The organism is Streptomyces sp. 7N604 (genome assembly GCF_052245475.1).
Taxonomy (GTDB): Bacteria; Actinomycetota; Actinomycetes; order Streptomycetales; family Streptomycetaceae; genus Streptomyces.
Genome location: NZ_JBQQBX010000027.1, coordinates 99,481 through 122,197, shown reverse-complemented (window position 1 = coordinate 122,197; position 22,717 = coordinate 99,481). Strand labels below are relative to the sequence as shown.

Here is a 22,717-nt window from a genome sequence, read left to right as displayed (position 1 = left end):
GCTCCACCTCAATCCGCTCCAGGTCCGATTCCCGGCCCGAATTCCGGTCCCTTGTCCGGCCCTTTGCCCGGTCCGCTTCCCGGTCCGATTCCTGCCAGGTCCTCGAGGATCCGCACCACGGTGCGCTGGGCGAGCTCCACCTTGAACGCCGTGCCGGGCACCGGCCGCGCGCCCTCGACCACGGTCCGCGCCGCGGCCCGGAAGGTCTCGGTGGTGGCGGGGGCGCCGTGCAGCACGCCTTCCGCGGCCCGTGCGCGCCATGGGGTGGTGCCCACGCCGCCCAGCGCGAGCCGGGCCTCGCGGACCATCCCGTCCTCGAGCTCCAGCGCGGCCGCCGCCGAGGTGAGCGCGAACTCGTAACTCGCCCGGTCGCGGACCTTGAGATAGCCCGAGCGGGCGGCCGGCGGCAGCAGCGGGATCCCGACCGCGGTGATCAACTCTCCCCGGGCGAGGACGTTCTCGGCGTCCGGGGTGTCTCCCGGCTCGAGGTAGAACTCGGTCAGCGGCACGCTCCGCTCCCCGCCCTGGCCCTGGATGTGGACGACCGCGTCGAGTGCGACGAGCGGCACGGCCAGGTCGGAGGCGTTCACGGCGATGCAGTGGTCGCTGACGCCGAGGATCGCGTGCATCCGGGCCGCGCCGCCGATCGCCGCGCAGCCGGTGCCGGGCCGCCGCTTGTTGCAGGCGGGCACGGTGGGGTCCCGAAAGTAGCGGCAGCGGGCGCGCTGCAGCAGATTGCCGCCGATCGTGGCCAGGTTGCGCAGCTGCGTGGACGCGCCCATCAGCAGTGCCTGACGTACCATCAACCCACGTTCGCTCAGGAGGGGTTCGGCGACCAGCTCCTCCATGGTGGTCAGCGCGCCGACGCGCAGTGCGCCGTCCGAGCGGGTGATGCCGCCCAGCGGGAGGCGCGTGATGTCGATCAGCCGCTCGGGGCCGAGCACCCCGTCCTTCATCAGGTCGAGCTGCGTGGTCCCGCCGGCCAGATACGCGGCGCCGGGGTCGGCCGTCGCGGTCGCCACCGCCGTACCGGCGTCCGTGGCCCGTACGTACTCAAATGCGCGCATGGCCACCACCGGCCCCCGCGACCTCGCGGATCGCCGCGACGATGTTCGGATACGCCCCGCAGCGGCAGATGTTGCCGCTCATGAACTCCCGGATGTCCTCGTCCGACCCCGCCCGGCCCTCCCTGATCAGGCACACCGCCGACATGACCTGCCCCGGGGTGCAGAAGCCGCACTGGAAGGCGTCGTGCCGGACGAACGCCTCCTGCATGGCGTGCAGCGTCCCGTCGTCCGCCAGGCCCTCGATGGTCGTCACCTCGCGGTCCTCGCACTGGGCGGCCAGCGTCAGGCACGACACCACCCGCCTGCCGTCGACCATCACGGTGCAGGCGCCGCACGTGCCCTGATCGCAGCCCTTCTTGCTGCCGGTCAGGCCGAGCCGGTCGCGCAGCGCGTCCAGCAGGGTGGTCCGGGGGTCGGTCTCGAGACGGTGATCGCTTCCGTTGACCCGGAGGGTCAGTGGTACCCGCGGGGGAGCGTCCATGGGCACCACTCTCGGTCCCGAGGCGCGGGTCCGCGATTCGGCGTACGGCATTGGTGGCGGCGGTTGTGGTTGCGGTGGCGGTGACAGCCCGGCGGCCGTGGACCCCGCCCCCGGGAGGAGGCGGGGTCCACAGGAGGACGCGTCACGCCGACTGCGCCTCCTGGTAGAGGTTCTTGGCGTCGTCGCCGAAGTACGGTCCGAACATCGCGTCCGGGAGGAAGTTGTACTTGAAGCTGTTCACCGAGGACTGCAGACCGGTGCCGGAGCCCTCGTCGAACTTCGTGAACCACGGGCCACCGCTGGAGCCGCCGGTCATGTCACAGGACATGCCGTGGTCGCTGGAGAGCAGGAAGTCCTGGAAGGTCGTCCCGCTGCAGTAGATGAACTTCTCCCCGTCGTACGGTGCGGCCGCCGGGAAGCCGAAGGCGTACATGTCCACGGTGTAGCCGGTGTTGAAGGCCACGCCCTGGCCGCCGACGACCTCGGTGAGCCGCTTGCCGTCCAGAGGGCTGACAACGGCCGCGCCGACGTCGTAGTTGATGTCCTCGCTCGCCGACCACTGGGGCGTGGAGAGCGTCTTGGCCGCCGTCCACCTGCCGTACGGGGCCTGGCCGTCGTGGTAGCCGGGGACGAACACCCAGTTGGTGTGCCAGTTGCCCTCGAGCTTGACGCAGTGCCCCGCGGTGAGCACCGTACTGGCGTTGGCACTGGTCACGGCATTGCCGGAGCATGAGGCGGTGCGGCCGTTGTAGGTGAAGAAGACCCGTCCCGCCGTGGCGACGACCTTTCCGCCGCCGGTCCAGGGCCCACCGCCCTGGGGGAAGGCCTGGATGCCCGCGCCGGACGGGCCGACGGGCGCGACGGTCGTCTCTTCGCCGCCGCCGGCCACCGCGGCCGAGCCGGCCGCGGTGTCCGCCGGGGTGACGGACAGCAGGTCGAGCGGGGCGGCTTCGCGCATCCGCTCCGCGGTCCAGAAGTCGCTGATGCGCTGGTGTGCGGCCGCGGAGTCCGCGGCGGCGTGGACGGCCACCGGGGCGGGGGCGGGGCGGGGGGCCGCGCCGGCCGGTGCGGCCAGTGTTCCTGCGGTGAGCAGGGCGCCCAGGGCGAAGAGGGCGCCGAGGACGGAGCGGGGGGTGCGTCTCACGCGTACTCCTTCTGCAGCGGCCGCGCGGGGTGCCGCGCGGGCGGTGGGGGCCGGGCCACGGGATGGGCGGCCCGGTGGAGCGGTGCGGAAGTGCCGAAGGAGAGAGTGCCACCGGAACCGGCTTTTTAGTCAGGGGCACGTCAAAGAATGTGAGGAAAGTTGACGGTGAGTCATTTCACCGTCCAGGCCCGTGGCCGCAATCGGCGCAACGAGAAGGGCCCCGCCTCCGTGTCTACGGAAGCGGGGCCCCGGGGTCGTGCCGGCGAAGGCCGCCCGCGCGGTCCTGCCGGAACAGGGAACCTCAGAAGCGGCGCGTGATCAGCGCCCGCTTCACCTCCTGGATCGCCTTCGTCACCTCGATACCCCGCGGGCAGGCGTCCGTGCAGTTGAAGGTGGTGCGGCAGCGCCAGACGCCGTCCTTGTCGTTCAGGATCTCCAGCCGCTGCTCACCCGCCTCGTCGCGCGAGTCGAAGATGAAGCGGTGCGCGTTGACGATCGCCGCCGGGCCGAAGTACTGGCCGTCGTTCCAGAACACCGGGCACGAGGTCGTGCAGGCGGCGCACAGGATGCACTTGGTGGTGTCGTCGAAGCGCTCGCGGTCCTCGGCGGACTGCAGGCGCTCGCGCGTCGGCTCGTTCCCCGTCGTCACCAGGAACGGCATCACGTCCCGGTACGCCTGGAAGAACGGATCCATGTCCACGACCAGGTCCTTGAGGACCGTAAGGCCCTTTATGGCCTCGACCGTGATCGGCTTCTCAGGGCTGATGTCCTTGATCAGCGTCTTGCAGGCCAGCCGGTTGCGGCCGTTGATGCGCATCGCGTCGGAGCCGCAGATGCCGTGCGCGCAGGAGCGCCGGAAGGTCAGCGAGCCGTCCAGGTCCCACTTGATCTTGTGGAGTGCGTCGAGCACGCGCTCCTTCGGGTCGATCTCGACCTCGAAGTCCTGCCAGGTCGCCTCGGCCGAGACCTCCGGGTTGAACCGGCGGATCCGGAAGGTGACCATGATGTACGGCGAGGGGGCCTCGGCGGGCTTCGCGTCCTCGACCTTGTCGAGCGTCGGGGTGCTCATCAGTACTTACGCTCCATCGGCTGGTAGCGGGTCTGGACGACCGGCTTGTAGTCGAGGCGGATGGACTCGGTGCCGTCGTCGCCCACCTCGCGGTACGCCATGGTGTGGCGCATGAAGTTGACGTCGTCCCGGTTCGGGTAGTCCTCGCGGTAGTGACCGCCGCGGGACTCCTTGCGGGCCAGCGCGGACACGGCCATGACCTCGGCCAGGTCGAGCAGGTTGCCCAGCTCGATGGCCTCCAGCAGGTCGGTGTTGAACCGCTTGCCCTTGTCCTGGATGGCGACGTTCTTGTAGCGCTCGCGCAGCTCGGCGATCTTCTCGACGGCAGTCTTGATCGTCTGCTCGGTGCGGAACACCATCACGTTGGCGTCCATGGTCTCCTGCAGCGCCTTGCGCAGTTCGGTGACCCGCTCCGTGCCGGTGGCGTTGCGCAGCCGCTCGACCTGGTCCACGACGAGCTGCGCCGGGTCCTCGGGCAGCTCCACGTAGTCGGCCTTCGCGGCGTACTCGGCGGCGGCGATGCCGGCCCGGCGGCCGAAGACGTTGATGTCGAGCAGGGAGTTGGTGCCCAGGCGGTTGGCGCCGTGCACCGAGACGCAGGCGACCTCGCCGGCCGCGTACAGGCCCGGCACGACGGTGGTGTTGTCGGCCAGCACCTCGCCCTGGACGTTCGTCGGGATGCCGCCCATCGCGTAGTGCGCGGTCGGCTGGATCGGGATCGGGTCCGTGTACGGCTCGATGCCCAGGTATGTCCGCGCGAACTCGGTGATGTCCGGCAGCTTGGCGTCCAGCTGCTCCGGCGGCAGGTGGGTCAGGTCCAGGAAGACGTGGTCGCCTTCCGGACCGCAGCCCCGCCCCTCCCGGATCTCGGTGTAGATCGAGCGGGAGACGACGTCACGCGAGGCGAGGTCCTTCATGACCGGCGCGTACTTCTCCATGAAGCGCTCGCCGTCCTTGTTGCGGAGGATGCCGCCCTCGCCGCGCGCGCCCTCGGTCAGGAGGATGCCCATGCGCCAGATGCCGGTCGGGTGGAACTGGAAGAACTCCATGTCCTCCAGCGGCAGACCGCGGCGGTAGACGGCGGCCTGGCCGTCACCGGTCAGGGTGTGCGCGTTGGAGGTCACCTTGAAGAACTTGCCGCAGCCGCCCGAGGCGTAGATCACGGCCTTCGCCTGGAAGACGTGGATCTCACCGGTGGCCAGCTCGTACGCGATGACGCCCGCGGACCGCTTGATCCCGTCGACCTCGGTGATCAACTGGTCGAGGACGTAGAACTCGTTGAAGAACTCCACGCCCTCCTTGACGCAGTTCTGGTACAGCGTCTGGAGGATCATGTGGCCGGTGCGGTCGGCCGCGTAGCAGGACCGGCGGACCGGGGCCTCGCCGTGGTTGCGGGAGTGCCCGCCGAAGCGGCGCTGGTCGATCGTGCCGCCCGGGGTGCGGTTGAACGGCAGGCCCATCTTCTCGAGGTCGAGGACCGCGTCGATGGCCTCCTTCGCCAGGATCTCGGCGGCGTCCTGGTCGACCAGGTAGTCGCCGCCCTTGATCGTGTCGAAGGTGTGCCACTCCCAGTTGTCCTCCTCGACGTTCGCGAGGGCGGCGGCCATGCCGCCCTGGGCGGCGCCGGTGTGGGAGCGGGTCGGGTAGAGCTTCGTCAGAACGGCGGTACGGCTGCGCTGGGTGGCCTCGATGGCCGCGCGCATCCCGGCGCCGCCGGCGCCGACGATGACGGTGTCGTACTTGTGAATCTTCATGTCGTGCGTCAGCCCCGGCTCTAGCGGATGTTCGGGTCGAAGGTGAAGATCACCAGCGTGCCCAGGAGGACGGTGAAGACGGTGGCGGTGTACAGCAGCATCTTCAGCCAGAAGCGCGTGTTGTCCCGCTCGGCGTAGTCGTTGATGACCGTCCGCAGGCCGTTGGCGCCGTGCAGCATGGCCAGCCACAGCATGAGCAGGTCCCAGATCTGCCAGAACGGCGAGGCCCAGCGGCCGGCCACGAAGGCGAAGCTGACCTTGCTCACGCCGCCGTCCAGCACCAGCTGGATCAGCAGGTGGCCGATGACCAGGACGACGAGCACGATGCCGGACAGCCGCATGAACAGCCAGCCGTACATCTCGAAGTTCGTCCGCGTCGCCTTCGGCGTCCTGCCGGTACGGGCCCGCGGCGCCTCGATGACGGGCGCCGGGTTGTCCGGGCCGTACGCGGCGCTGGAGTCGGTCAGCTCGACCGACCCGGTCGACGGAGTCTCAGTGGATGCCATGTCTTTCAGCTCCCGAACAGCTCGCGCGCGGCGTGGTTGAGGACGGGGTAGACGGCCCCCGCCATCAGCACGATCCAGATGCCCATGACGGTCCACAGCATCTGCTTCTGGTAGCGCGCGCCCTTGGACCAGAAGTCCACGGCGACGACGCGCAGGCCGTTCAGCGCGTGGAAGAGGATGGCGGCGACCAGGCCGTACTCCATGAGTGCGACCAGGGGTGTCTTGTAGAGCGCGATGGTGTCGTCGTACGCCTCGGGGGAGACGCGGACGAGAGCGGTGTCGAGCACGTGAACGAACAGGAAGAAGAAGATGAGGACACCGGTGACTCGATGAGCCACCCAGGACCACATGCCTTCCCGGCCGCGGTACAGCGTTCCAGCCGGCACGGAAAAACCCTCCGGAAGCGGGGATTGGGGCTCTGCCGGCTTCACTGTCGGTCGAGCCCGGCCGGGTACGGTCCACCGGCCCTGGCCATCGTAGCGACGGGTTGTCGGCTCACCCGGGTGGGGGCCCGTAGGTGTGATCAAACAGGCACGTACGGCCTACCAGGCGATGTGAAAGCCCGTGATTCCGGGCTTACGCCACAAGGCGGGCGAGCCGGCCGCGGGCGGTCCTGCGCAGCTCGTCGGCGGTGACGGCGCGCTCCTCCTCCACCTCGTGGCCGAGCCGCGCGCGGATCCCGGCGAGGACGTGGTCGAGCAGCTCGTCGGGGCGCAGCCCGTCCACACAGATCACGAAGACGTGCCCGAAGCGGCTCTCGTACGCGGCGTGGGCGGCGCGCAGCGCGGTGAGTGCGGCGGATCCGGTCCTGGCGGGGAGGGTGTGGGCAACCGATTCTTCGGCGAGGGCCTCGGCCAGGTCGGCGGCCGTCAGGTCGTAACTCGCCTCGTCCGCCGCGGCGAGGAGCGCGTCGACGTCGGGGTAGGGGCGGTGGGCGGCGAGGCGGCGCGCCCAGCGGCCGCTGGCGCAGCAGCCGAGCAGTGCGGCTTCCGCGGCGGCGGGGGCGGCCGTGTTGAAGCGGTCGAGACCGGGCAGGGCTGCGGTGACGGCGGGGCCGCTGCCGCGGCTCTGTGCCGGTACCGGCCGCCGGGCGCTCCTGGCCGACGGCGTGGCAGGTTCCCGGTGCGGCGGGCTGGCCGGAAAGTCGCTGGTCAGCATGGGCTCCTCTGGGATTCCCTGGCGCGCGGACCAGTCCTGAGGGTCAGCTGGGGACTGGAGATACGACTGAGGCGCCACCGTATCGGTGCATCTCGGCCACGGTCCGACGGATACCTGAATTTCACCCGGACGGGAGCGAATGCACGCGCGTAGTAGACGCAAAAGCGAACAGGAACACGTACCTTCGTCCTTAATTGGGAGGTTTTAAACGGATGATGCATGTGACGAGGCCGGGACGGCTGCCGGCGCGGCTTGCCGCGTGGGTCGCCCCGTGGGTCGCCGTGGCGCTCGCGAGCGCCGTGCTCGCCGGCTGCTCGGACGGCGACGGGAACGGCGGGCCGCGCGGCGGCGACGACCGGTCACCCGTCAGCAGCGCGCCCGCGAGCCGTCCCCCCACCACGTACGCCCCGTCCTCGCCGCCGCGCACCATCCCCTCCGTCCGCGAGTTCGACCCCGGCGCCGGGCCCGGCTGGAAGCCCGGGAACGGCACGCGCGTCGTCGCCCCGGACGGGCCGCTCGCCGACGAGGCCCGCATGCTCGCCGGCGAACTCAAGGCCGAGTACGGCAAGCCGCCCGCCAAGGCGGGCGACGTCGAGCTGGCCATCCGCCCCGGGCAGCGCGGCGGCGCCGAGGGCTACCGGCTCACCACGCGCGACGGCCGGGTCAGCATCACCGGAGCCGCCGACGCCGGGGTCTTCTACGGCACCCGCACCCTCCTGCAGTCGCTCCGCTCCGGCGGAAAGGTCCCCGAGGGCGTCATCGACGACCGCCCCGACCGTCCGCAGCGCGGCTTCCAGCTCGACATCGCGCGCAAGCACTACACGGCCGGCTGGATCGAGGCCCGGCTGCGGCAGCTGGCCGACCTCAAACTCAACCAGCTCGGGCTCCACTTCTCCGACGACCAGGGCTTCCGGATCGAGAGCTCCACGCACCCCGAGATCGTCTCCGAGCAGCACCTCACCAAGGCCGAGCTGCGCCGCATCCTCGACCTCGCCAAGAGCCTGCACATCACCGTCATCCCCGAGATCGACTCGCCGGGCCACCTGGGCGCGGTGATCGGCGCGCACCCCTCGCTCCAGCTGACCAGCGCGTCCGGCAACCCCGCGCGCGGTGCGGTCGACATCACGAACCCGCAGGCGGCGCGGATCGTCGACGACCTGCTGCGCGAGTACGCGGGCGTCTTCCCCGGCCCGTACATGCACATCGGCGCCGACGAGTACCAGGCGCTGATGGCCAGGAACCCCGAAGCGACCTATCCGCAGTTGGCCGCCGCGGCGCGCGAGAAGTACGGGGCCAACGCGCGCGTGCAGGACCTGGCGACCGGCTGGCTCAATGACCGGGCGGCGGTCGTACGCGCGGCGGGCAAGCGGCCCAAGGCGTGGAACGACGGGTTCTTCAGTGGCGGGGTGGTGAGCCCCGACAAGGGGATCGAGGTCGAGTACTGGACGGGCAAGGAGATCGGCGAGCGGCAGCCCGCGGAGTACCTGGCCGAGGGCCGCACGGTGGTCAACCTCAACGACGAGTACCTCTACTACGTGCTCGGGCAGCCGAACCAGTTCGTCTATCCGACGGGTGAGCGGATCTACAAGGAGTGGACCCCGGCGGTGCTGCGCGGCACGCAGGCGCTGTCCTCGTCGTCCACCGAACCCGGTGAGGTGCCGGGCGGCCGCTTCGCCGTGTGGTCCGACATCGCGAACGCGCAGACCGAGGAGCAGGTCGCGGCCGGCATCCGGTTGCCGCTGGCAGCGGTGGCCCAGAAGCTGTGGGACCCGGGCAAGCCCCCGCTCGACTGGCCTGAGTTCGTCGGGCTCGCCGACCGGCTCGCCCAGCGTCGCTGACGGGCGCGGGGCGGCCGCTCCGGGGCGGCGGCCCCCTCCGGCGGCCGGAACTCGAACCAGCCCAGGAACGCGCCGGAGGACCTCTCCAGCGCCGCCCAGTGGCTGAACCCGGGGAAGCGCTCGTAACGGCGCAGGATCGCGGGCAGGACCTCGTCGGTGATCATCTCGGGCGGCGTCGGGCTGCCGTTGCCGAGGAAGCGCATGACATCCGGATCGGCGTCGAGGGCGACGAGCAGGTCCGCGTCGGCCTTGGTGAACCGGCGCAGCACCAGGCGCTCGGTCTCCAGGAAGATCCGCACGGCGCAACCGTACGCGGTAGGCCGGCGAGGCGGCGACGGAATCGCGAAGGAATTTCGGCAAGGCCGGGATTTCGGCGGGGCCGGGATTCCGGAGGCGCCGGGGCGGCCGCCCGGGGGAGGGGCCGCGGGCGGTGCCGGGGCGCGGCCGTGGGTCGGAGTCCAGCGGATTCACGCGGATTTCACAGGGGACGGCCGGGGTCGCCACCCCCCACAGGAGAGACCCCGGCCGTCGTCGGTGAGGGCCCGGAAGGGGGCCCATACTCCCCTCTGCGTACGGCGCTCAGTTTCTGTCACACCGGCCCGGACGTGGACGCGCACCCGTCATAGGCCCTAGCGTGCTGGATCGCGCCGGGCGGCGCCGATGCCGGGGCATGGTTTACTCCAGTCGTCAACTTCTGGTTCCCGCGTGACGTGGACGGTCGGCATCGAGCTCGGCGCCCGCGGGTCCGGACAGGGACGAGTGAAGCAGGATGAGGGCGTGCTGGGGGACGACGCGGAGCTGACTGCCGCGGTGCACGCGGCACAGGACGGGGACGAGACCGCTTTCCGGACTGTGTACAGAGCGGTGCACCCGCGGCTGCTCGGCTATGTGCGGACGCTGGTCGGCGAGCCGGACGCGGAGGACGTGGCTTCGGAGGCGTGGCTCCAGATAGCCCGCGACCTGGAGCGGTTCAGCGGTGACGCGGACCGCTTCAGGGGCTGGGCTGCACGAATAGCCCGAAACCGGGCGCTCGATCACATCCGGATGCGCGGCCGCAGGCCGGCTATCGGCGGCGACGAGACCGAACTCGCGGACAAGGCGGCCGACGCGGACACGGCGAGCGAGGCACTGGAGGCGATCGGCACGGGCCGTACGCTCCGCCTGATCGCGAGGCTGCCGCAGGACCAGGCCGAAGCGGTGGTGCTACGGGTCGTGGTGGGCCTCGACGCGAAGAGCGCGGCGGGGGTGCTCGGCAAACGGCCGGGCGCGGTCCGTACGGCCGCGCACCGCGGGCTGCGGCGGCTCGCGGAGCTGCTGGGGGCGGGAGAGGCGGCGGAGCCGGGAGAGGGCGACGATGTCCCGGGCCCGGCCGCTGAGGACGCCGCTTCCGGCCCGGTCGCGGAACCCGCCGGCGGACCGGACGCCGGCGCGGGAGGACTTGACGGAGTGCCGCCACAGAGGGATCCGCACCAGGGCGAGGTCACATCCGCCGGTGTGACGGATTCCGGACCGCGGACGCAGAAGGACATGTGATGGCCGACGACCGGTACAGCTGGCTCGACAAGGACACTGCGGAGCGGTTGCTGCGCGGGGAACCGGTCGACGCCGCGGTCGGACCCGACGATGCGAGCGCGCGTGCGCAGGCCGAGCGGCTCGCCGAGGCGCTGGCCGAGGTGCTGACAGAAGCGGGCGCCGGCCCCGCGGTGGGCAACGGGCACGGGCTGCGCGAGGGCGAGCTCGCGGGTGAGGCCGCCGCGACGGCGGCTTTCCGGAAGGCTGTTGAGGAGCGCGCCACCGCTCTGCGCTCCGGTTCTACGCGCGAGGAAAGCGGTCGGCAGGCTTTCGGTGGTGCCCCTTTTACGGCTGATGCTCCGCGTGCCGTCGATGCTGCGCGTCGTGCCGATGCCGCCCGTGCCGCTGATGCTGCGCCCCCCGCGTCCGGGGCGCCGAAGCCGGGGCGTGAGCCCCACTCGTCACAGACGCCGGAGATCGTACGGATCGCGAGACCCAGGTGGCCGTCCCGCATGGGCCGGCCGCTGCGGGCGGGCCTGGCCGTGGCGATCGCCGGATGTGCGCTGGGCGGAGTCGCGGTCGCCGCGGGCGCGGGCGTCCTGCCCACGCCGTTCGGCGGCGAGAGCGGCGAGCCGGCGCCCGCGCAGAGTGTGTCCGCTGCCCCGACGGGCGAGGCACTCTCCTCGCCGCCCTCGATCACCGACGACACCCGGCAGCCCTCCCAGTCCCCGTCCGGGACCGGCGAGGGGACCGGGACCGGCGAGGGCTACGGCCGCGGTGACTCCCGCGACGGTGGCCCCAACGCGTCGGAGGGCGGCGGCAGTACGCCGGAGGGCGACATCTGGCTGGTGCCCGACGGCAAGGGGGGCGACCGGCAGAAGGCGGCCGTCGACGTGTGCCGCAAGCATGAGGCGGGCACGCTCGACCGGCGTACGGAGCGCCGTCTCGAGAAGGACGCGGGCGGCTCCAAGGCCCTGGACCGCTACTGCGACCGCGTCCTCGACGAGAACCGCAACGGCGACTCCGGCCGCGACGGCGGCGGCAAGGGCCACGACGGCGGCGACGGCGGCAGCGGCAGCGAGAAGGGCGACAAGGACAGCGGCGGCGAGGACGACGGCGACCGGGCCGAAGCACCCGCGGAGCCCCGCGCGGACACGCAGTCGCCCGGGTTCGCGCCCGCTCCCGCGCCGTCCTCCAGCACGTCCCCCGCCCCGTCGTCCTCCGCCTCCCCGGAGTCCTCTTCCGCTGGTCCGTCCACGGTTCAACCAGCGGTGTGACACTTTTCGGCCCCCTGGCGCAGTAGGTAGTGAGCCGACTGGTCATCGGCGGTGTGTGAGCCGGGGTTCCCCCCGTACCTGCGGCTCCACGCATATGGCGCGGGCGGGGCACGTTCCCCCGGCCCCGCCCGCGCCCTCTCTTTTCCGCCTTTCTGCTCGCCTCCCGATGGCTGAGCTCTGTCGGTGAATTCCGCCTCATCCGCCCTTCCCCCGGCTACCTAGCGGTAGATGACGACCTTGTCGCCGATCCGGGTCTGGGCGAAGAGCGAGGCGATCTTCGCTTTGTCGCGTACGTTGACGCAGCCGTGCGAGGCACCGCTGTAGCCGCGGGCCGCGAAGTCGGCCGAATAGTGCACCGCCTGCCCGCCGCTGAAGAACAGCGCGTACGGCATCGGCGTCTTGTAGATCGTCGAGAAGTGGTTCCGGCTCTTGTAGTAGACGCTGAAGGTGCCCTCACGGGTCGGCGTGTACTGCGAGCCGAACCGGACGTCCATCGCCGAGACGACCCTTCCGTCGATCATCCACGCGAGCGTGCTGCTGCTCTTGTTGATGCACAGGGCGCGGCCGGTGAGGCAGCGCGGGTCGGGCCGGCCGAGGGGCTTGCTCGTGGGCGGGTGGAGCGCCCACTGGGACGGCTGCCCGGTCAGGGCCCGCAGCCTGGCCCAGGTGCCGGTGTCGACCGATCCGGTGCGGGCGAGGCCGTGCCGGGCCTGGAAGGACGTCACGGCGGCCGTGGTGATCGAGCCGTAGTAGCCGGTCGGGTTGCGGTCGAAGAGAGCCAGCTCGCGCAGCCGCGCCTGCAGCTCCCTGACCATCGTGCCCCTCGCGCCGGAGACCATGATCAGCGTCTGGGCGGGACCCTGCGGCTTCGCCGGCTTGGCGTCGGCGCGCTCGGCCGCGTCCGTTCGAGGGGCGGGCCCGGGGGCGGACGCCTGAGCCGTACGCGCCGAGCCGTTCCCCGCGCCTGGCTGCGTCGCCACGGCCTTGCAGCCCGCGGCCGCTCCCGCGGACAGCGCCAGGACGGCGGAGGCCGCGACCGCTCGGCCCATGGCGGTTTTCTTGCGCATATTCGTCCCCCGTCCTCCCCCGTTCTCCCGATCTTTCCCCTTTCATCTGTTCCCGGTGCTGCCTGTGGCTGAACCACGGGTACATGCTGTGGAGAAAGACCCCGGCCGCTCTATGGGAGGCACAGCAGATGGCGCGCGAGTCGCAGTCCGGATTTCCCATCGAGCCGGTGTACGGCCCGGACGCGCAGGCCGGCTGGGACGCGGCCGGGCAGCTGGGCGAGCCCGGCGCGTACCCCTTCACACGCGGCGTGTACCCGACTATGTACACCGGCCGCCCCTGGACCATGCGCCAGTACGCGGGCTTCGGCACGGCCGCCGAGTCCAACGCCCGGTACCGGGACCTGATCGCCCACGGCACCATGGGCCTGTCCGTCGCCTTCGACCTGCCGACGCAGATGGGCCACGACTCGGACGCGCCCATCGCGCACGGCGAGGTCGGCAAGGTCGGCGTCGCCATCGACTCGGTCGAGGACATGCGGGTGCTCTTCGACGGCATTCCGCTGGACAAGGTCTCGACGTCGATGACGATCAACGCGCCCGCCGCGCTGCTGCTGCTCCTCTACCAGCTGGTGGCCGAGGAGCAGGGTGTCCCGGCCGCGCAGCTGACCGGGACCATCCAGAACGACGTGCTCAAGGAGTACATCGCGCGCGGCACGTACATCTTCCCGCCGAAGCCCTCGCTGCGGCTGATCGCGGACATTTTCAAGTACTGCAGGGCCGAGATCCCGAAGTGGAACACGATCTCGATCTCCGGATATCACATGGCGGAGGCCGGGGCCACGCCCGCGCAGGAGATCGCGTTCACGCTCGCCGACGGCATCGAGTACGTCCGTACGGCCGTGGCGGCCGGGATGGACGTGGACGACTTCGCGCCGCGGCTGTCGTTCTTCTTCGTCTCACGGACGACGATCCTCGAGGAGATCGCCAAGTTCCGGGCGGCCAGGCGCATCTGGGCGCGAGTGATGCGGGAGGAGTTCGGCGCCAGAGACCCCAAGTCGATGATGCTGCGCTTCCACACGCAGACGGCCGGGGTGCAACTGACCGCCCAGCAGCCGGAGGTGAACCTGGTGCGGGTGGCGGTGCAGGGGCTCGCGGCGGTCCTCGGCGGCACGCAGTCGCTGCACACCAACGCCTTCGACGAGGCCATCGCCCTCCCGACGGACAAGTCCGCCCGGCTGGCGCTGCGCACGCAGCAGGTCCTGGCGTACGAGACCGATGTCACCGCCACCGTGGACCCGTTCGCCGGCTCCTACGCGATGGAGCGGCTGACGGACGAGGTGGAGGCCGCGGCCGTGGAGCTGATGGAGCGGGTCGAGGAGCTGGGCGGCGCGGTCAGCGCTATCGAGCAGGGCTTCCAGAAGGGCGAGATCGAGCGCAGCGCGTACCGGATCGCGCAGGAGACGGACGCGGGGGAGCGGGTCGTGGTCGGCGTCAACCGCTTCCAGCTGGACGAGGAGGAGCCGTATCAGCCGCTGCGGGTCGACCCGGCGATCGAGGCGCGGCAGGCGGAGCGGCTGGCGAGGCTGCGGGCCGGGCGCGACCAGGCGGCGGTGGACGCGGCGCTGGGGGCGCTGGAGAAGGCGGCGGAGTGCAGTGACAACGTCCTCTACCCGATGAAGGACGCGCTGGCGGCCCGGGCCACGCTCGGCGAGGTGTGCAACGCGCTGAGAGAGGTCTGGGGCACGTACGTGCCGAGTGACGCGTTCTGAGGGCCTCACGCGTTCTGAGGGCCTTCCGGCTTCCGGTCTTCCGGCCTTCGGTCTTCGGGATTCCGGTCCGCCGGCCTTCCGGTCCGCCGGCCTTCCGGTCTTCCGGATTCCGGTCCGCCGGACTTCCGGGAGGCGCCGGCGGGTCGTTCTTCGGGCCTGTGGACGGTTGTGCGAATTGTCGGAGGCCTGTGCCAGACTCCGGCTCATGCTGGGCGTGACTGACCTTCCGACGTATCTGGCCGGACTCGTACTGATCATCCTGCTGCCGGGGCCGAACTCGCTGTACGTGATATCGGTCGCGGCCCGGCGCGGGGTGCGCACGGGATACCTGGCCGCGTGCGGGGTCTTCTGCGGCGACGCCGTGCTGATGGTGCTGTCGGCGGCGGGCGTCGCCTCGCTGCTGCAGGCCAACGCTTTGCTGTACGGCATCGTGAAGTACGCGGGCGCCGGCTATCTCACGTGGATGGCGATAGGGATGCTGCGCTCCGCGTGGGCCCTGTGGCGGTCGCGCCACGAGCAGCGGGCCGCCATGAAGGCGGCCGTCACCTCGGGGGCGGAGGCCGTGAAGGGCTCCGACGGGGCGGAGCGTCCGTACCGCCGCGCCCTGGTGATCAGTCTGCTCAACCCGAAGGCGATCCTCTTCTTCGTGTCCTTCTTCGTGCAGTTCGTGGACCCCGGGTACGCCCACCCGGCGCTGTCGTTCCTGCTGCTCGGCTCGCTGGCCACGCTGTGCAGCTTCCTCTACCTGACCGCGTTGATATGCGGCGGCAGCGCGCTGGCCGCCCAGTTCCGGCGGCGCAGGCGGCTGACGGCGACGGTGACCTCGGCTGCGGGCGCGCTGTTCCTGGGCTTCGCGGCGAAGCTGTCGCTCAGCAGCGCGGGTTAGCGGCGCGGGGCAGAGGCGCGGGTCAGCGGCGCGGGTCAGCGGCGCAGTCGGTCTACTTCGGCGCGAGCATGTCGAGTTCGGCCATCGCGCCGATCGTGATCTCGCGGGTCAGCTGTTCGGCGCGGGCCGCGTCCCGGGCCCGTACGGCTTCGGCGAACTGTACGTGGAGGGTGACGGCCGCCGGATCCGGGTCGGTGAACATGACGTGGTGCTCGGTGCGCCCGGTCAGCACCTCGGCGACCACATCGCCGAGCCGGGCGAACATCTCGTTGCGCGAGGCCCGCAGGACCACCCGGTGGAACGCCACGTCGTGCACCAGATAGGCCTCCAGCTGCTGGCCGCGCGAGGTGGCTACCATGCCCAGCGCGTGCTGGGTGAGCTCGGCGCACTCCTCAGCGGTGGCCAGCTCGGCGGCCAGCCGCCCGGCGACCGGCTCAACGGCCGAGCGCAGCACGGTCAGTGAGCGCAGCTGGCGCGGTCGGTCGGCGCCCGCCAGCCGCCAGCGAAGGTCCTCCTCCTGTCCTTGATCATCTAGCCGGTGCCTTCTGCCGCCGCCGACGCCCTGGCTCACCGTCAGATGGCCCACGGCGTTGGTTCTGGTGCGGAAGTGTCGCTTCTGAAACGACAGTCCGGGAGGGAGAGGGCATGGCCATGCCAGACCGACCACACGGGCTGGTCCTGTGAACGCTAAGCTTGCGCGGAATACTCGTGACACCCCGTGACTTGCAGTCACGGAAGCGCCACGTGAATCTGTGGGGGAAGCACAGGCACCTAGCTGCGTGGTACCACCACAGAGCGACGCCCACGATCCGTTCCACACGGGGGAGTTGACCGTGACCCGCACCTCTGCGCCCATCGCCGTCGCGTTGTCCGCGACGGCGGCACTGCTGCTGGCCGCCTGTGGCGGAGGCGGCAGCGAAGAGGGACCAGACAAGATCGAGGGCGCCAATTCAAGTGACCCGACCTCCGCGGCCCCGACCGCGTCGGAGTCGGCAGCGGACGCTCCGACCTTCGACCTGCCGTCGGACGTCAAGGTGAACATCGACGGGTTCACCGGCGAGAACGCCACACAGAACGAAGCGCTCCTCGACACTACGTACGCGATCAAGGCCGTCCTCGAGGCTCAGGTCAAGGGGGACGGGGGTGCAGCGAATTACAAGCGGTACTGGACCGGCCTCCAGGGTGCCAAGTTCGCGGACACGATCAACGACTTCGGGAAGTCCGGGAAGACGATCACCGGGTCGTTCCACTACTACCGGCCGACCGTAAAGCTCACGGGTAAGGCCACCGCAGGTGTTACGTACTGCGAGGATCAGCGAAAGGGATACGCCAAGAACCGCAAGACAGGCAAGGTCGAGAAGACAACTCCGTCTCTCGATGACTTCAGCCAGTGGTCGCTGGGCCTCGCGAAGAACACGTCGGGGGACTGGCAGGTCATCCGCTACGCGTACACGGAGAGGGCGAAGTCGTGCCAGATCAGCTGAGGTCCCGATTCAGTCGCGGACTTGCTGTCGGGGGAATCTGCCTGGCTCTCCTCGGTATTGCGTCTTCCCCGGCCGTCGCCGGGACGGGGGTGAAGCCTCCGACCACGGAGCCGGAAGCGGATGCCGGCAGCGACGGCACCGAGATAACGACGCGCGTTCAGGTGACGGGCAGCAGTGACGGCGGCGACGCCAAGCCGCTCGTTTCCTCCGACACCAACTGGACTGCGCCTCCTTGCTGGTACGAACCGTTCTTCAGCCCGGACGAGTTCAAGTCCTACATCAAAGCCAAGTACGAGGAGGCCGGAAAGGGGGGTGCCGACACGGTCTATGACTACTACAACCAGGTCATGTCGGAGATGAACGAGATCGACTACCACAAGGGTGACGACGGCAAGTGGTGGATGCTCGTTCAGAACGATCACCTTCCGCCCGGCAAGGCAATGGTCCAGTGCCCTGCTACGGAATCCTGGCGGTGGGTCGGCCCAGCAGACCCCGCCCCGGATGGCCTCGCCATTACGCCCAAGATGCTGTCCGACATTGCTTATGGCGCGACCAAGTTGCCCTCACGCAAAGTGACGCTGAGCCCCGCTGCGGACAAACAGAAGGTCAACCTGGCCACGTACGTCAAATTCGACAACGGCATTGACCGTGTGTGGGTGACAGCCGAGCTGCCGAACGCGAACCTTGCCGCGACAGTGGTCGCTGTTCCCGTTTCCCTGCGCGTCGAGGCCGGCACGCAGTACGCCGAACCCCAGTCGTGTACCTACGACTTCGCCAAGTCCGGCGACTCCTATCAGGTCGACTCGTCCGAAGCCGACTGCAACGTCACATACCGCAAGGCCACGAACGACGGGTCGTACCCCCTCAAGGCTCAGATCACCTGGAAGGTCACCTGGACTGCAACCGGCAGCCCGGACGGTCCCACGGAGCCTGACGCTCTACCCGACGGCTACTCGATCTCCGAACAGGACGTACAGGTCCAGGAAGTACAGACCATCGTCCGGTGATGGTGGACTCGACGGGAGACTCGGGCCGTGCCGGTGACGGCCCGAGTAGCGAGCTGAACCGCAGGACCTGAGCCTGGACGCCCTTCCCGACGGCGTCGGCGCCACAAGCATCGGCCCCCTTTCTTGCTGCCGTACCGTCAGCTGCCTGATGGCCTCGGTGAGTTACGCCCTTCCACCTCGTCAGACACACCGGCTAGATTCGTATGTACGTGCGTTGCTCGTGCACAGTGACTGGCTGTTGGCATGACGGGGGTTGTTCGGGGTGGGGTATCGGCCGACGGATTGGCATGTCCTTGACCTGGAGTCCGATCCGGTTCCGGGGGATCCGGAGCGGGTCAAGGGTCTGGCGCGGAGGCTGCACGCGTTCGCCGACGATGTCGGGGACGCGCTGCGGCAGATCAAGGGCATGGCCGAGGATGACGCGCTGCTGAAGTGGGCGGGCAAGTCGGCTGACGCGTTCACGTCCGAGTTCGAGGACGTTCCGAAGAATCTGCGGAAGCTGAAGAAGTCCTACGACTTGGCCGGGGATGCGCTGGCGGCGTACTGGCCGGAGTTGGAGAAGGCGCAGGACGATTCGAAGCGGGCGCTGGAGAAGGGCCGGGAGGCGCGGCGGGATCTGTCGACGGCCAACACCCGGCTGGAGTCGGCGAACGACTGGGTGGACCGGGCGGGGAAGAAGGCCAAGGAGTACGAGGACTCGGGCAAGAAGAAGGATGTCCCGCCGCCGGATGAGAAGGAGGTCCGGGCGGCCACCCGTAACCACACCCAGGCCCAGGAGTCCCAGCGCGACGCGCAGACGGCTGTCGACAACGCTCAGTCGGCTCTGGACGCGGCGAAGAAGATGGCCGCGGATGCCAAGAAGCTGCGTGAGGACGCGGCGACGAAGGCGAAGAAGAAGCTGGAAGAGGCCTCCGACGCGGGTATTCAGAACCGTAGTTGGTGGGAGGAGGCGGTCGACTGGGTCTCGGACAACTGGGACACCATTGTCGCGGTCTGCAAGGTCGTCGTCGCGATCGTCGGCATCATCGCCATGATCATCGGCGGCCCGATCCTGGCAGCCATTGTGGTCGTCGCTGCCCTGGTCGTTCTCGCCGATACGATCAACAAGTACCTCAAAGGCCAGGCCACGCTGCTGGATGTGGCTTTTGCCGCCTTGGACTGTATCCCCGGTATGAAGGGCCTCACCACCCTCGGTGGGCTGGCTCGAGGCCTGAAGGGTATGGCGAAAGGTCTCCGCAGCGGCGGTCTGAAGGCACTGCGGAAGGGCGCCGACGACGCGATCGGCAAGAGTAAGCCCACCAACGGCCGCTGCAAGGGTGGCGACCCGATCGACATGGTCTCCGGCGAAATGCTGATGGAGGAGACTGATGTCGAACTCCCGGGCCTGCTTCCGCTCGTATTGCGCCGTACGCACGTGTCGACCTATCGGTGGGGCCGCTGGTTCGGCGAATCGTGGGCCTCCACGATCGACGAACGCCTTGAACTCGACAATGACGGGGCGCTGTTCGCCACCGAGGACGGCATGATCCTCGTCTACCCCGTCCCCGCACCGGGTACGTCGGTCATGCCGCTTGAGGGGCCGCGCTGGCCGTTGGACTGGGACGGAGAACCTGGCGCCCCTATCCGCATCACCGACCCACGGACCGGCCATACCCGCCACTTCGCCCCGCTCGCGAAGCCCGCGCCTGCCGACAGTGCCTTCACGATGCCTCTCGCTGCGATATCGGACCGCAACGGCCACCGCATCGAATTCGATCGGGATGAATTCGGCGCCCCTACCGCCGTCCGCCACTCCGGCGGCTACCACGTCCATGTCGACACCGAAGACGACCGCATCACCCGCCTGCGCCTGGCCAACCCCGAGGACGGTCCCGACGGCACCACCCTCCTGCGCTACGGCTACAACGCCGAAGGCCACCTCACCGAGATCTACAACTCCTCCGGCCTTCCCTTCAAGCTCTCCTACGACGACCGGGCCCGCATCACTTCCTGGACCGACCGCAACAACTCCTGGTACCGCTTCACCTATGACGATCAGGACCGTTGTATACGCGGCGAGGGTGCCGACGGATTCCTCTCTTGCACCATCACCTACGACACTGAAAACCGCGAAACCCGCTACACCAACTCTCTTGGCCACACCACAACACACCATTACAACGAACTACTTCAGCGCACTGCCGTAACTGATCCACGCGGCAACACGGAACGCAGTGAGTGGGACAGATACAGTCGCCTTCTCTCCCGCACTGATCCGCTGGGGCATCTTACAAGCTTCAGCTACGACGACGCGGGCAACCTCACTGCGATTCATTACCCCGACGGCACCACCGAGACAGCCGTTTACAACCATTTCCATCAGCCAATCGTGGTGACCGAGACCGACGGGGCGGAATGGAGACACACATACGACGAGCGCGGCAACCGTATCGAGACGACCAACCCAGCCGGGCACAGGACCAGATATATCTACGATGACCAGGGTCGCCCATCCGAGGTCGTGGACGCGCTGGGCCGGTCCCGGCGCTTCACGTCGAGCGCGGCAGGTTTGATCATTGTGGCAGTTGATCCGCTGGGTAACTCCGCAAGTATTGAGCGAGACGCATTTGGGCGAGCCGAAGTAGTCGAGGACGCGCTGGGCCGAGTTGCTCGGATGAGCTGGACTGTCGAAGGAAGGCTGCAGCGGCGCAATAATCACGATGGAAGCCACGAGAGGTGGTCATGGGACGGTGAAGGAAATCTCCTTGAGCACACCGATTCCATGGGCCGAGTCACGAGACATGAAATAACACACTTCGACTTGACGTCCTCGCGGACCGGGATCGACGGAAAAAGTTATGGCTTCGTCTATGACACCGAACTTCGGCTGATCGGAGTCACGAACCCTCAAGGGCTTTCCTGGTCCTACACCTACGACGAGGCGGGCCGTCTTGTTTCTGAGACAGACTTCAACGGCCGGAACCTCGAGTACGACCACGACGCCGCTGGGCATCTTACTTCGCGAGTAAACGGGGGAAGCGAGAGGATCAGTTTTACCCGCGATGTCATGGGCCGCACCACCGGTCAGACGACGGTCGACGGGGATACCACTTACGAGTACGACCGTGCCGGTCGGCTGATTCGTGCAACAAATACGGACACAGACCTGGTCATTGATCGAGATATCCTGGGCCGTATTCTGGTGGAGAAGACGAATGGCTACGCCACGTCGTACACGTACGACCTGATCGGGCGTCGAATATCAAGGAAGACCCCCAGCGGGCATATCTCTACGTGGACTTACGACGACGCAGACCGGCCGGTGACACTGGATTCGGCGGGTCGAACACTGGACTTCAGGCACGACGCGGCTGGGCGCGAGACAGATCGGCGGCTAGGGAATGCGTTTGCTCTAACTCAGACGTGGGACGTTGCAGATCGCTTGATCGGCCAAAAAGCCACAGCACACCCTGGTATCTCGGATGAACTTCTTGAAGAGCGCGCCTACTCGTATCACGAAGACGGTCGTCTCGCTGAGATCAAGGATCGGTCGACGGGTACTCGCCGCTTCGGACTAGATGCCAGTGGTCGTGTCACAACCGTGAATGCCCGCGGTTGGACAGAACGCTATGCCTATGACGGTTCAGGAAACGTCTCTCACGCAGAGGCACCAGGCGAAGAAGCGGGCAGCGGATTCCGGGAATTCACAGGAACGCTGATCAAGCGTGCAGGTCGCAGCAGCTATGAACATGATGCGCAGGGCCGGCTTGTACGAAAGACGCGCCGCCTGCTCAATGGTCAGAAACGCACCTGGATCTACATCTGGAATTCAGAGGACCGCCTCACTGAGACCATCACTCCAGACGGTCATCACTGGCATTATTGCTACGACCCGATTGGCCGGAGGGTTGCAAAACGACGCATAACCGAGGACGGAGTAGTAGTCCGTGAGACTTTGTTCAGCTGGGACGGTACACGTCTGGCCGAACAGGTTGATGAAGCGGGACAGGTTCTCACTTGGGACTATACGCCGGGCAGCCACCAGCCACTGACCCAAACTGCTGGACAAGAAGATTACGATGCGCGTTTTTACGCCATCATCACTGACCTCATCGGTACCCCCACCGAACTTGTTGACGAGGATGGGGATGTCGTTTGGCGGCGGCACGCTACGGTTTGGGGGTCGACGCTCTCTGAGGCCCCAGGTCTTGTTGACTGCCCGCTTCGATTCCCTGGCCAATATGCCGACCCTGAGACAGGACACCATTACAACTACTTCCGTCACTACGATCCAGAGACTGCCCGCTATATCTCGCCGGATCCTCTCGGTCTCGAGCCGGCGCCGAACCACCATGCCTACGTCGCGACACCGACGCAGGCGTCCGATCCGCTGGGTCTGGCTCCGGACTGTCCGCCTGGGATGGATCCGGAATTCCCGACAATTCGACTCGATAACTACCGAGGCAGGTTCCAGGCGGCTCTCCATCGGGACGGCAGGCAGCGACTCCCTGCGGACTGGGATGCCCACCACGCCATTCCCCAGGAGTATCGTGGTCACCCGGAGTTCGCCGACTTCGACTTCGATCATCCATCGAACATGAGAGGAATCCTCGGAAGCAGGTCTGGGTCGCGTGCAACCAACCATCATCAAGACATAACCAACCATTGGGCAGACTTCCGAGCTGCGAACCCGAATGCAACAAGGGCCGAGATCGAAAGCTTCGCCCGGACAATCGATGAGGGGTATCGTGACTATTACTGGTGAGTGGATTGACGGCT

The 22,717-nt window shown here is 68.5% G+C and carries 18 protein-coding genes and 1 pseudogene; 8 read left to right on the top strand and 11 right to left on the bottom strand.

Annotated elements, in window-relative coordinates; all coding sequences use genetic code 11:
* Window positions 1–8: 8 nt before the first annotated feature.
* The 8 genes from ACTWP8_RS27845 to ACTWP8_RS27810 all read right to left on the bottom strand — a co-directional run bounded on the left by ACTWP8_RS27845 (window position 9) and on the right by ACTWP8_RS27810 (window position 7,179).
* The gene (locus ACTWP8_RS27845) at window positions 9–1,067 is read right to left on the bottom strand and encodes an FAD binding domain-containing protein (RefSeq protein ID WP_443324839.1); all 1,059 of its coding nucleotides are present in this window, start codon (window positions 1,065–1,067) and stop codon (window positions 9–11) included.
* On the bottom strand, window positions 1,054–1,548 hold the full coding sequence (locus tag ACTWP8_RS27840; RefSeq protein ID WP_443324838.1) for a (2Fe-2S)-binding protein: 495 nt from the start codon (window positions 1,546–1,548) through the stop codon (window positions 1,054–1,056). The genes ACTWP8_RS27845 and ACTWP8_RS27840 overlap by 14 nt, the downstream gene beginning before the upstream one ends.
* 142 nt (window positions 1,549–1,690) lie before the next feature.
* Window positions 1,691–2,692, bottom strand: coding sequence for a trypsin-like serine peptidase (locus ACTWP8_RS27835; protein ID WP_443324837.1), 1,002 nt, complete (start codon window positions 2,690–2,692; stop codon window positions 1,691–1,693).
* Window positions 2,693–2,993: 301 nt separating this feature from the next.
* Window positions 2,994–3,761 carry a succinate dehydrogenase iron-sulfur subunit gene (locus tag ACTWP8_RS27830; RefSeq protein WP_443324836.1) on the bottom strand — a complete coding sequence of 256 codons (768 nt, stop codon included), beginning with the start codon at window positions 3,759–3,761 and terminating at the stop codon, window positions 2,994–2,996.
* Window positions 3,761–5,515 carry a succinate dehydrogenase flavoprotein subunit gene (gene sdhA, locus ACTWP8_RS27825; RefSeq protein ID WP_443319698.1) on the bottom strand — a complete coding sequence of 585 codons (1,755 nt, stop codon included), beginning with the start codon at window positions 5,513–5,515 and terminating at the stop codon, window positions 3,761–3,763. The genes ACTWP8_RS27830 and sdhA overlap by 1 nt, the downstream gene beginning before the upstream one ends.
* Window positions 5,516–5,535: 20 nt before the next feature.
* Window positions 5,536–6,021: a succinate dehydrogenase hydrophobic membrane anchor subunit gene (locus tag ACTWP8_RS27820; protein WP_443324835.1), complete on the bottom strand. Its 486-nt coding sequence runs from the start codon at window positions 6,019–6,021 to the stop codon at window positions 5,536–5,538.
* A gap of 5 nt (window positions 6,022–6,026) precedes the next feature.
* Window positions 6,027–6,407, bottom strand: coding sequence for a succinate dehydrogenase, cytochrome b556 subunit (gene sdhC, locus ACTWP8_RS27815; protein ID WP_443319700.1), 381 nt, complete (start codon window positions 6,405–6,407; stop codon window positions 6,027–6,029).
* Window positions 6,408–6,597: 190 nt separating this feature from the next.
* The gene (locus tag ACTWP8_RS27810; protein WP_443324834.1) at window positions 6,598–7,179 is read right to left on the bottom strand and encodes a 2-oxo-4-hydroxy-4-carboxy-5-ureidoimidazoline decarboxylase; all 582 of its coding nucleotides are present in this window, start codon (window positions 7,177–7,179) and stop codon (window positions 6,598–6,600) included.
* Between the two features lie 212 nt (window positions 7,180–7,391).
* Here ACTWP8_RS27810 and ACTWP8_RS27805 point away from each other — a divergent pair, with 212 nt between their 5' ends.
* Window positions 7,392–9,017, top strand: a complete 1,626-nt coding sequence (locus tag ACTWP8_RS27805) for a family 20 glycosylhydrolase (protein ID WP_443324833.1) — start codon at window positions 7,392–7,394, stop codon at window positions 9,015–9,017.
* Window positions 9,018–9,100: 83 nt separating this feature from the next.
* Here the strand turns inward: ACTWP8_RS27805 and ACTWP8_RS27800 are convergent.
* Window positions 9,101–9,286, bottom strand: a pseudogene (locus tag ACTWP8_RS27800) (GNAT family N-acetyltransferase); the annotation flags it as partial.
* Between the two features lie 508 nt (window positions 9,287–9,794).
* Here ACTWP8_RS27800 and ACTWP8_RS27795 point away from each other — a divergent pair.
* Window positions 9,795–10,550 (top strand): RNA polymerase sigma factor, encoded by a 756-nt coding sequence (locus ACTWP8_RS27795; protein WP_443324866.1) that lies wholly within the window; start codon window positions 9,795–9,797, stop codon window positions 10,548–10,550.
* On the top strand, window positions 10,550–11,806 hold the full coding sequence (locus tag ACTWP8_RS27790; RefSeq protein WP_443324832.1) for a hypothetical protein: 1,257 nt from the start codon (window positions 10,550–10,552) through the stop codon (window positions 11,804–11,806). The genes ACTWP8_RS27795 and ACTWP8_RS27790 overlap by 1 nt, the downstream gene beginning before the upstream one ends.
* A gap of 218 nt (window positions 11,807–12,024) precedes the next feature.
* Here the strand turns inward: ACTWP8_RS27790 and ACTWP8_RS27785 are convergent, their stop codons facing one another.
* On the bottom strand, window positions 12,025–12,873 hold the full coding sequence (locus ACTWP8_RS27785; RefSeq protein ID WP_443324831.1) for a L,D-transpeptidase family protein: 849 nt from the start codon (window positions 12,871–12,873) through the stop codon (window positions 12,025–12,027).
* Window positions 12,874–13,001: 128 nt separating this feature from the next.
* Between ACTWP8_RS27785 and ACTWP8_RS27780 the strand changes: the two genes are divergently transcribed.
* Window positions 13,002–14,582, top strand: a complete 1,581-nt coding sequence (locus ACTWP8_RS27780) for an acyl-CoA mutase large subunit family protein (RefSeq protein WP_443324865.1) — start codon at window positions 13,002–13,004, stop codon at window positions 14,580–14,582.
* 205 nt (window positions 14,583–14,787) lie between these two features.
* Complete coding sequence (gene leuE, locus ACTWP8_RS27775; RefSeq protein WP_443324830.1) at window positions 14,788–15,468, top strand: leucine efflux protein LeuE; 681 nt, start codon at window positions 14,788–14,790, stop codon at window positions 15,466–15,468.
* A gap of 52 nt (window positions 15,469–15,520) precedes the next feature.
* Here the strand turns inward: leuE and ACTWP8_RS27770 are convergent, their stop codons facing one another.
* The gene (locus ACTWP8_RS27770; RefSeq protein ID WP_443324829.1) at window positions 15,521–16,183 is read right to left on the bottom strand and encodes a FadR/GntR family transcriptional regulator; all 663 of its coding nucleotides are present in this window, start codon (window positions 16,181–16,183) and stop codon (window positions 15,521–15,523) included.
* Between the two features lie 118 nt (window positions 16,184–16,301).
* Here ACTWP8_RS27770 and ACTWP8_RS27765 point away from each other — a divergent pair, with 118 nt between their 5' ends.
* The 3 genes from ACTWP8_RS27765 (at window position 16,302) to ACTWP8_RS27755 (ending at window position 22,703) form a co-directional block, all read left to right on the top strand.
* Window positions 16,302–16,952: a hypothetical protein gene (locus ACTWP8_RS27765; RefSeq protein WP_443319706.1), complete on the top strand. Its 651-nt coding sequence runs from the start codon at window positions 16,302–16,304 to the stop codon at window positions 16,950–16,952.
* 89 nt (window positions 16,953–17,041) lie between these two features.
* Window positions 17,042–17,959, top strand: coding sequence for a hypothetical protein (locus ACTWP8_RS27760; RefSeq protein ID WP_443324828.1), 918 nt, complete (start codon window positions 17,042–17,044; stop codon window positions 17,957–17,959).
* Window positions 17,960–18,221: 262 nt separating this feature from the next.
* Window positions 18,222–22,703: a DUF6531 domain-containing protein gene (locus ACTWP8_RS27755; protein WP_443324827.1), complete on the top strand. Its 4,482-nt coding sequence runs from the start codon at window positions 18,222–18,224 to the stop codon at window positions 22,701–22,703.
* Window positions 22,704–22,717: the final 14 nt, after the last annotated feature.

Coding starts and splice junctions, on each gene's coding strand:
- ACTWP8_RS27845 (WP_443324839.1), bottom strand. CDS start 1,067: ATGCGCGCATTTGAGTACGTACGGGCCACGGACGCCGGTACGGCGGTG.
- ACTWP8_RS27840 (WP_443324838.1), bottom strand. CDS start 1,548: ATGGACGCTCCCCCGCGGGTACCACTGACCCTCCGGGTCAACGGAAGC.
- ACTWP8_RS27830 (WP_443324836.1), bottom strand. CDS start 3,761: ATGAGCACCCCGACGCTCGACAAGGTCGAGGACGCGAAGCCCGCCGAG.
- sdhA (WP_443319698.1), bottom strand. CDS start 5,515: ATGAAGATTCACAAGTACGACACCGTCATCGTCGGCGCCGGCGGCGCC.
- ACTWP8_RS27820 (WP_443324835.1), bottom strand. CDS start 6,021: ATGGCATCCACTGAGACTCCGTCGACCGGGTCGGTCGAGCTGACCGAC.
- ACTWP8_RS27810 (WP_443324834.1), bottom strand. CDS start 7,179: ATGCTGACCAGCGACTTTCCGGCCAGCCCGCCGCACCGGGAACCTGCC.
- ACTWP8_RS27805 (WP_443324833.1), top strand. CDS start 7,392: ATGATGCATGTGACGAGGCCGGGACGGCTGCCGGCGCGGCTTGCCGCG.
- ACTWP8_RS27790 (WP_443324832.1), top strand. CDS start 10,550: ATGGCCGACGACCGGTACAGCTGGCTCGACAAGGACACTGCGGAGCGG.
- ACTWP8_RS27785 (WP_443324831.1), bottom strand. CDS start 12,873: ATGCGCAAGAAAACCGCCATGGGCCGAGCGGTCGCGGCCTCCGCCGTC.
- ACTWP8_RS27780 (WP_443324865.1), top strand. CDS start 13,002: ATGGCGCGCGAGTCGCAGTCCGGATTTCCCATCGAGCCGGTGTACGGC.
- leuE (WP_443324830.1), top strand. CDS start 14,788: ATGCTGGGCGTGACTGACCTTCCGACGTATCTGGCCGGACTCGTACTG.